The 7329-nt window shown below is 70.1% G+C and carries 8 protein-coding genes; 2 read left to right on the top strand and 6 right to left on the bottom strand.

Annotated features, from left to right (window positions below; genetic code table 11):
* The coding region (locus B7X32_RS16345; RefSeq protein WP_292721955.1) for a DUF3465 domain-containing protein at positions 1-422 on the top strand (422 nt) is incomplete at its 5' end.
* Positions 423-570: 148 nt separating this feature from the next.
* On the opposite strand, the gene B7X32_RS16340 is transcribed toward B7X32_RS16345, so the two are convergent.
* From B7X32_RS16340 to B7X32_RS16315, 6 genes are all read right to left on the bottom strand, one after another.
* On the bottom strand, positions 571-1263 hold the full coding sequence (locus tag B7X32_RS16340; protein ID WP_292721952.1) for an ATP-binding cassette domain-containing protein: 693 nt from the start codon (positions 1261-1263) through the stop codon (positions 571-573).
* Entirely contained in the window at positions 1260-3071 is a 1812-nt protein-coding gene (locus B7X32_RS16335) for an ATP-binding cassette domain-containing protein (RefSeq protein WP_292721950.1), read from the bottom strand. The genes B7X32_RS16340 and B7X32_RS16335 overlap by 4 nt, the downstream gene beginning before the upstream one ends.
* Entirely contained in the window at positions 3058-3918 is an 861-nt protein-coding gene (locus tag B7X32_RS16330) for a branched-chain amino acid ABC transporter permease (RefSeq protein WP_292721947.1), read from the bottom strand. The genes B7X32_RS16335 and B7X32_RS16330 overlap by 14 nt, the downstream gene beginning before the upstream one ends.
* An 80-nt stretch (positions 3919-3998) precedes the next feature.
* On the bottom strand, positions 3999-5171 hold the full coding sequence (locus B7X32_RS16325) for an ABC transporter substrate-binding protein (protein ID WP_292721945.1): 1173 nt from the start codon (positions 5169-5171) through the stop codon (positions 3999-4001).
* Between the two features lie 160 nt (positions 5172-5331).
* On the bottom strand, positions 5332-5721 hold the full coding sequence (locus tag B7X32_RS16320) for a nuclear transport factor 2 family protein (RefSeq protein ID WP_292721944.1): 390 nt from the start codon (positions 5719-5721) through the stop codon (positions 5332-5334).
* 84 nt (positions 5722-5805) lie between these two features.
* On the bottom strand, positions 5806-6636 hold the full coding sequence (locus B7X32_RS16315; RefSeq protein ID WP_292721941.1) for a MoaF C-terminal domain-containing protein: 831 nt from the start codon (positions 6634-6636) through the stop codon (positions 5806-5808).
* Between the two features lie 188 nt (positions 6637-6824).
* Here B7X32_RS16315 and B7X32_RS16310 point away from each other — a divergent pair.
* A partial coding sequence (locus B7X32_RS16310) for a dihydrofolate reductase family protein (protein ID WP_292721938.1) occupies positions 6825-7329 on the top strand: 505 nt, incomplete at its 3' end.

Raw genomic sequence — 7329 nt, 5'->3', positions numbered from 1 at the left:
CCGCCGGCGTCCCCGCGGCGGTGGACGCGTCGTCCTCCGCGACCGCGGGATCCGGGGTGGCCGGGTCCGCCGGATCCGGGGCAGGATCGGCCGGCGATCCCGTGCGTGCGCTGTTCGAGGGGCGGCGCAGCGGGGTGGAGGTGCAGGGCACGGGCGTCGTGTCCCGGATCCTGCCCGATGACGACGACGGCTCGCGGCACCAGAAGTTCATCCTCACGACGCCCGCGGGGATCTCGATCCTCGTGGCCCACAACATCGACATCGCCCCGCGGCTCGACGGGCTCGCCACGGGCGACAGGGTCGACTTCCGCGGCGACTACGAGTGGAGCGAGAAGGGCGGCACGGTGCACTGGACGCACCACGACCCCTCCGGCCGCCACGAGGCCGGCTGGCTCGCCTGGAACGGCCGCACCTTCTCCTGACCCCCGCCGCTCCCGCCCCGCCTCGCTCGCTCCACCTTCGAGTCGTCCCCGTCAGCGGACCCTATGGCGTGCGCTGACGGGGACGACTCGGAAGTGGGAGGGAGCAGGGAGGGCGCAGGAGGGCGCGGGGAGCAGACAGCGGGCGGAGTCAGCCGCCGAGGTAGGCGCGGTGGAGGAGCTGGGGATCCGCGTGCAGATCCTCCGCGGTGCCCTGGAACGACACCCGCCCGCCCGCGACGACCACGGCCTCGCGGGCGATGCCGAGGGCGAGCTGGGTGAACTGCTCCACGAGCAGCACCCCCACGCCGGATTCGGCGATCGACTGCACGATCGGCACCAGCCGCATGAACACGACGGGGGCGAGCCCCAGCGACATCTCGTCGATGAGCAGGATCTTGGGCTTCGCGGCGAACGCGCGCGCAAGCACCACCATCTGCTGCTCGCCGCCGGACAGCAGCGCGGTGGCGGAGTCGATGCGCTTCTCCAGCTCAGGGAAGGGCGCGAGCGCCGCCTCGAGCTCGGCGGGCGTCCGTGCGGTGAGCGACAGGTTCTCCCGCACCGTGAGCGACGGGAACACCGCCCTGCCCTGCTCGATGTGCACGATGCCCTTGCGTGCGCGCGTCACCCGGGAGAGCCGGTCGATGCGCTCGCCGTCGAGCGAGAGGGAGCCGGCGGAATGGCCGACGACGCCCGAGATCGACTCGATGAGGCTGGTCTTGCCCGCGCCGTTGGGGCCGACCAGGGCGAGCACCTCGCCGCCGCGCACGGTGAGCGACACGTCGGAGATCACCGGCCCCGCGCCGCGGCTGACGGTGACGCCGTCCAGCACCAGTTCGCTCATGACAGCAGCTCCGTCTCTCCCATGTAGGCCTTGACGACGTCGGGGTTCGCGAGCACCTCGTCCTGCGGGCCGGTGGCGAGCACCTGCCCGAAGTTCAGCACGGTGAGCATCGGGCACACCGAGCGGACCAGATCCAGGTCGTGTTCGATGATGATGAGCGCGACGCCGTAGCGCTGCGGCAGCTCGCGCAGCCGGGCAGCGAGGGCCAGATGCTCGTCGTGCGAGAGCCCGGCGGCAGGCTCGTCGAGGATCAGCAGACGCGGCCCCGCCAGCACGGCGGCGGCCACCTCGACCAGACGGCGGGTGCCGACGTCGACGCTCGACAGCCGCGCCCGCGCGGGCGGGCAGCCGAAGAACGCGAGCGTCTCCTCGATGTCCGCCGCCGACAGCCGGCGCCGGGCGACGAAGCGCACGTACCCGCCCACCGTGAGCAGCGGCGGCACCCTGTCCTGCTGGAAGGTGCGGCGCAGCCCCAGCCGGGCGCGACGCGTGGGGGAGAGGCCCGCGAGGTCGCGGCCGGCCAGCAGCACGCGGCCGCCGTGCTTGGGCAGGAAGCCGCTGATCGCATCGACGAAGGTCGATTTGCCCGCGCCGTTCGGCCCGATGAGGCCCATGATCGACGCCTCCGGCACGGAGAACGACACGTCGTCGAGCGCCTTCAGCGCGCCGAACTCGACGGTCAGGTGCTCCACCGTCAACACAGGCTCACCGGTCAGGAGGGCCGGATCCATCGTGGCCGTGGTGGTCGTGCGGACCTCCTCGGCGTCGTCGGAGGCGTCCGGAGGCAGTGCGGTGAGGGCGGCGTTCGCGGTTCTGCGGTCCTGCCGCTTCCAGAGGAGGTTGCGGATCCCCTGGCCGAGGCTCGTGCCGCTCGTGAGCGCCTGCACGCCCAGCACGCCGAAGATCACGAAGCCCCAGTCCTGCGGGATGTGCCAGCGCTTGAGGAGTTCGGGAACGAGCACCCAGAGGATGCCGCCGAACACCGCCATGTCGATGAGGTGCGCTCCGCTCATGATCGCCAGCACGTACAGCGCGAGCGACTGCAGGGGCGTGAAGCTCGCCGCGAACGGCAGCTGCACCTGACCGGCGAGCAGGCCTCCCGCCACACCGCCGAGCGCGGCGGAGACCGCGAACGCGGTGAGCTTGGCGACCTGGACGCTCTGGCCCGCCGCGGCCGTGCCGCGCTCGGAGAACGCGACGGCCTTCCAGCTCGCGCCCCACCGGCTGCGCTGCAGGAAGAACACGATCAGCGCGCACACCACCAGGACGATGATCGACAGGAAGAAGAACTTCTTGTCGTTCGAGAACATCACGGGGCGGTCGATCGAGATGGCCTCGGCGGATCCGGGGAACTGGATCTGCACGAGCGTGACGTCCGCGGCGGCGGCGAAGCCCAGCGTGACCACGGCGAGGTTCACGCCGCGCAGGCGCAGGGCGGGCAGCCCCACGAGTATTCCTGCGACGCCGGCGACGAGTGCGCCGAGCACGAGCCACACGATGAAGCCGCCGGGTGCGTGCCAGATGTTCATGAGCGCCACGATCCAGGCGCCGATCGCCGCGAAGGTGAGCTGGCACAGGGCGATCATGCCGGCGGATCCGGTCACCACGCCGAGGCCCATGATCGCGATCGCGGCGATGACCGCGCTGATCGCGAGGTAGACGAAGTAGCCCGGCAGGGCGTTCGAGAGCACGAGGCCGACGAGGATCGCGAGCGCTCCTACGACGAAGGGCCAGAGGGTGCGGACCACCGGCCTCTGCAGGAGAGGGACGGACGGACGGGCGGGGGAGAGCGGCTCAGCGTGCGGCATCCCACACCTCCTTGCGCTGGGTCCACAGCAGCAGGACCACGATGAACAGGAACGGGAGGAAGTTGCGGACGAGGGAGATCTCGTTGATCTGCGCGACGAGTCCGCCGAGCACGCCCAGCACGAGGCCGCCGACGACCGTCAGGCCGAGCCGCTTGAAGCCGCCGAGCAGCGCGGCCGCGGCAGCGGGGATGATGAGCAGCGACAGGCTGGTCGCGTCGTTGGACTGCGAGGGGGCGACGATCACGATCGCGATCGCGCTGATCACGCCGGTCACGAACCAGACCGCGATCGAGAGCGGGCGGGAGCGGATCCCGAGAAGCTCGGCCGTGGTCGGGCGCTCGGAGAGCGCGCGCAGCTGGGTGCCGATCCGGGTGCGGGTGAGCAGGACGTGCACCCCGACCGCGACGACGACGGCCATGCCCACGGTCCACACCGTGACCTGGCTGATCACCACGCCGCCGATCGAGAACGCGGGCCCTGCGATGATCGGGGTGAACGGCTGCGGCTTGTTGCCGAAGAGGATGAACGAGAGCGAGATCAGCAGGAGCAGCGGCCCGACCGTCATCGCCGAGCGCGTGGTCGTGGAGGCCTCCGAGAGCCAGGTCGCGGCGATCCAGCCGATCGCGGCGGCCAGCACTCCGCCGATCAGCACGCCGAGGACGGATCCGATCCAGACCGGCATGCCCGCCTTGGTGACGAGCCACACGGCGCAGAACCCGCCGAACATGCCGGTCGCCGCCTGGGCGAAGTTGACGACCCGGACCAGCCGGGCCATGAGGGTGAGGCAGACCCCGAGCACGGCGTACAGGCCGCCGGCCGCGAGCCCCGCCAGGGCTCCTTCGATCATCGTGGTTCCTTCGTCTTGAGTCGGGGTCGTCGAGCGAGCGCCGCCGGAGGTGGCGCTCGCTCAACGACCCCGGGGGATGATCACTTGGTGGGGATCCGGTACCAGTCGTCGGCGACCTTCTGCCAGGCGTGCGTGCCGGTCTTGAGTTCGATGGGCCATCCCGCGGTGGGGATGGTGCCGAACTTGTACGGGTCGCCGATCATCTTGTTCTGCACGGCGGGCATGCTCTTGATCGCCGCGGACACGGACTCCCGGGTGATGTCGCCCTTGACGGACTTGAGCGCCTCGATGAAGTACGTCGCGGCGAGGTATCCGCCCTGGCTGAACGAGGTCAGCGGGATGTTGTTCTTCGTCATAAGGTCACGCCAGTCCTTGTTGACGTCGTTCTCCTCGGTGAACGGGTAGAACTCGGCCGGGACGTAGATGCCCGCTCCGGCGTTGTCGATCGCCTTCGCGAAGTTCTCGCTGTAGACGCTCGTCAGGTACAGCCAGGTCACGTCGTTCCAGCCCTGCGCGTTGGCCGCCTTGACCTGGCCGATCGCGTCCGGCTCGACCGGGTTGATCGCGAGCGCCTTGCAGCCGGCCTGCTTGGCCTTGACGATGTAGGGCGTGTAGTCGCTCGCGCCGTAGGGCACGGTGTCGTCGACGTAGAGCGGCTTCTTGCCGGTGATCTTGGTCCACTTGTCGATCGCGGCCTGGTAGGTCGGGCGGGTGGATCCGGCGATCTCCAGCAGCACGCAGATGTTGTCGAGCTTGAGCTGCTCGGAGCCGTACAGCAGGGTCAGCGTCATGTCGTTGTACGGGCCGACGTTGGCGGGCGAGATGCTCTTGCTGTCGAAGCAGCCGGTGTCGACGCCGATGCCGGGGATCGAGAGGATGCCCTCCTGCTCGTAGTACTTCTTGTTCAGGTCGCACTCGATGAGGCTCGCGGAGCCGATCATCGCGACGGCGTTGTCGGATCCGACGATCTCGCGGGCGTTCGCGGTGGCGGTGGCGGGGTCGCCCTTGTCGTCGAGCGCCTTGTAGTCGATCTTGCGCCCGTTCAGGCCGCCGTCGGCGTTGAACTTGTCGAACACGGCCTTGGCCGCCTGGGAAGCCTCGGGGAAGGTCGCCGGTCCGGAGATGGTGTTGACGGATCCGACGACGATCGGGTCGGAGGAGCCGGATCCTGAGCCGCCGTCGCCGGAGCAGCCGGCGAGGGCCAGCATGCCCGCGGCGAGCAGCGCTGCTGCGGCGGTGATGCGCTTGTTCATGTGATTCCTGTCTTCTCGGGTGCGGGACGGGCCCCGCGGTGTGGTGCAGGTCGGTGCTGTGGTGCGTGGTGCTGCCTGGTGTGGTGGCGTGGTGCGTGGTGCTGTGGCGTGGCGTGGTGTGGTGCTGTGTGGTGGTGTGGCGGTGTGGTCGCGGGGGCGGTCAGTCGCGGGTCGCGCGGGAGACCATCTCGGTGTCGGTGAACTGCTCGAAGGCGACGACCCGGCCGCCCTCGAGCCGCCACACGTGCGCGACGCGGGCGGCGAAGAACCGCCCCGTGCGCTTGTAGGTGCCGGAATAGGTGCCGATGCCGATCACGGTGTCGCCGCCGTCGACGACCTCGTCCACGGCGAGCGTGTAGTCGTCCCAGTCGTCCTGGAGGCGGGAGAACACGTTCTCGACCACGGCGTCGGGGCCGACGTACGTGCCGGCGTATGGGAAGCCCGCCGCTTCGGTCCAGCGAACGTCCTCGCGGAGCGGCGCGATCATGCCGTCGACGTCGCCGCGGTCGCTGGCGTCGTAGTGGGCTCGGATGATGTCGGCGTTGGTCATGGCGGGGTGCTCCTCAGAGGTCGCAGGGTCGCCTGATCTCGGGAGGACGCCGTGCGGGAGGCGGCTCACGATGGTCGGCGGAGGTCAGACAGGCTGGGCGTCGGGGTAGGCGACCGAGCCGAGCGGATAGATGTGGCCGCCGCCGCGGGAGTGCTCGGAGGCGCCCTCGCCGTTGAGGCCCAGGAAGATCCCGGTCGTCATCAGCTGGTAGCCGAGGTCGTGCAGCCAGACGCTCGCGACCGCGATCCGGAACTCGCGGAAGCAGAACAGGTAGAGGCCGTCGGCGAACTTCCACACGGTGGAGAGGTCCATGTCGCCGTGCCCGCGCTGCACGCCCTCGAGGCACTGCCAGGCGTAGCGCTGGCTGGAGACGTAGACGTGCTCGTACAGGTGGTGCGGGCTGTACCGGTAGACGTTGCGCTTGCCGATGAGGTCGCGGCTGGGGCCAGGGACCTCGCCCGTGGGCTCGCCGGCGCCGGTGGTGGCGGACCAGAACTCCTGGCCGACCTGCGGGGTCCCCTCGACGGCATCGGCGGCGATGCGCGAGCGGACCACGGTGGCGCGATGGGTCGTCGTGGAGTAGACGACGGTGAGGGCTTCGCGCTCGCGCGAGGCGAGCGGCAGGTTCACGAAGACGACGTCGTCGCGCACGGCGACCGCGTCATAGGGATCCGTGCCGGAGGCGCCGAGACCCGACCAGGCGACCTGCCCGTCGGCCGAGCCCTTCGGCGAGCCGAAGTCCAGCGCGAGAGTCTGGCCGTCGTCGAGCGCGAGCGTCAGGGAGGTGCCGCTCAGGTCGACGTTCGGCAGACGGTAGGTGTCGATCCCCGCGGCGAACTCGTCATAGGTGCGCCATTCGTCCAGCCCGTCCTCGGGCGCGGAGACCGGATCGGCAATCGTCACATCATCGGACACTCTGGGACTCCTTCGACCCTGACCCCGCCGGACTGCGGGGCGTGGAACCATGCTGTGCCGGTGCCAGGGCGGCCTCAACGATCCGGATCCGATCCCGCGCCGAGAGTCAACCGGCGTGCCCCCAGGGGCAAGGCGTCGATCCGGAACTATTGCTTGCAAAAAACAAGCAAATGGATCAGACTGCGGTCATGACAGAGAGCGGGCGGAAGCTGATCCTGAGCTATTACGTCTCGATCGACGGCAAGAGCGTCGGGCCGACGAACGGGATGCGCGGCGTCATGGAGTCGATCGACGACGAGGCGCAGGAGGACGAGTACGTCCGGCAGCTGTGGGAGGCCGGCGCCTTCCTCATGGGCCGGGCGTCCTACGACGCGATGAAGGGCTTCTGGCCGGTGGCCGAGCATCCGTCCGCCGCGCCGATGAACGCGATCCCGAAGGTGGTGTTCTCCCGCACGCTCGATTCGGTCGAGGAGTGGGGCGCGTCGAGCATCGCCTCGGGCGACCTGGCCGAGGAGATCGCGCGGCTCAAGGCCGAGCCGGGCAAGGACCTCTTCGCGATCGCGGGCGACTCCTTCCAGCGCGCCCTGATCGCCGCCGGCGTGGTCGACGAGTACCGGCTCTGGGTGCTGCCCGCCGCCGCGGGGACGGGCACGGCCCTGTTCCCGGAGCAGGACGGCCCGCTGCGGCTGCGCC

This window comes from Microbacterium sp. 13-71-7 (genome assembly GCF_002257455.1).
GTDB lineage: Bacteria > Actinomycetota > Actinomycetes > Actinomycetales > Microbacteriaceae > Microbacterium.
This window is presented reverse-complemented; position numbering and strand designations above follow the sequence as displayed.

Bases quoted from the DNA above. Each gene is read 5' to 3' on its own strand.
- B7X32_RS16320 (WP_292721944.1), bottom strand. From the start codon at position 5,721: ATGACCAACGCCGACATCATCCGAGCCCACTACGACGCCAGCGACCGC.
- B7X32_RS16330 (WP_292721947.1), bottom strand. From the start codon at position 3,918: ATGATCGAAGGAGCCCTGGCGGGGCTCGCGGCCGGCGGCCTGTACGCC.
- B7X32_RS16325 (WP_292721945.1), bottom strand. From the start codon at position 5,171: ATGAACAAGCGCATCACCGCCGCAGCAGCGCTGCTCGCCGCGGGCATG.
- B7X32_RS16335 (WP_292721950.1), bottom strand. From the start codon at position 3,071: ATGCCGCACGCTGAGCCGCTCTCCCCCGCCCGTCCGTCCGTCCCTCTC.
- B7X32_RS16340 (WP_292721952.1), bottom strand. From the start codon at position 1,263: ATGAGCGAACTGGTGCTGGACGGCGTCACCGTCAGCCGCGGCGCGGGG.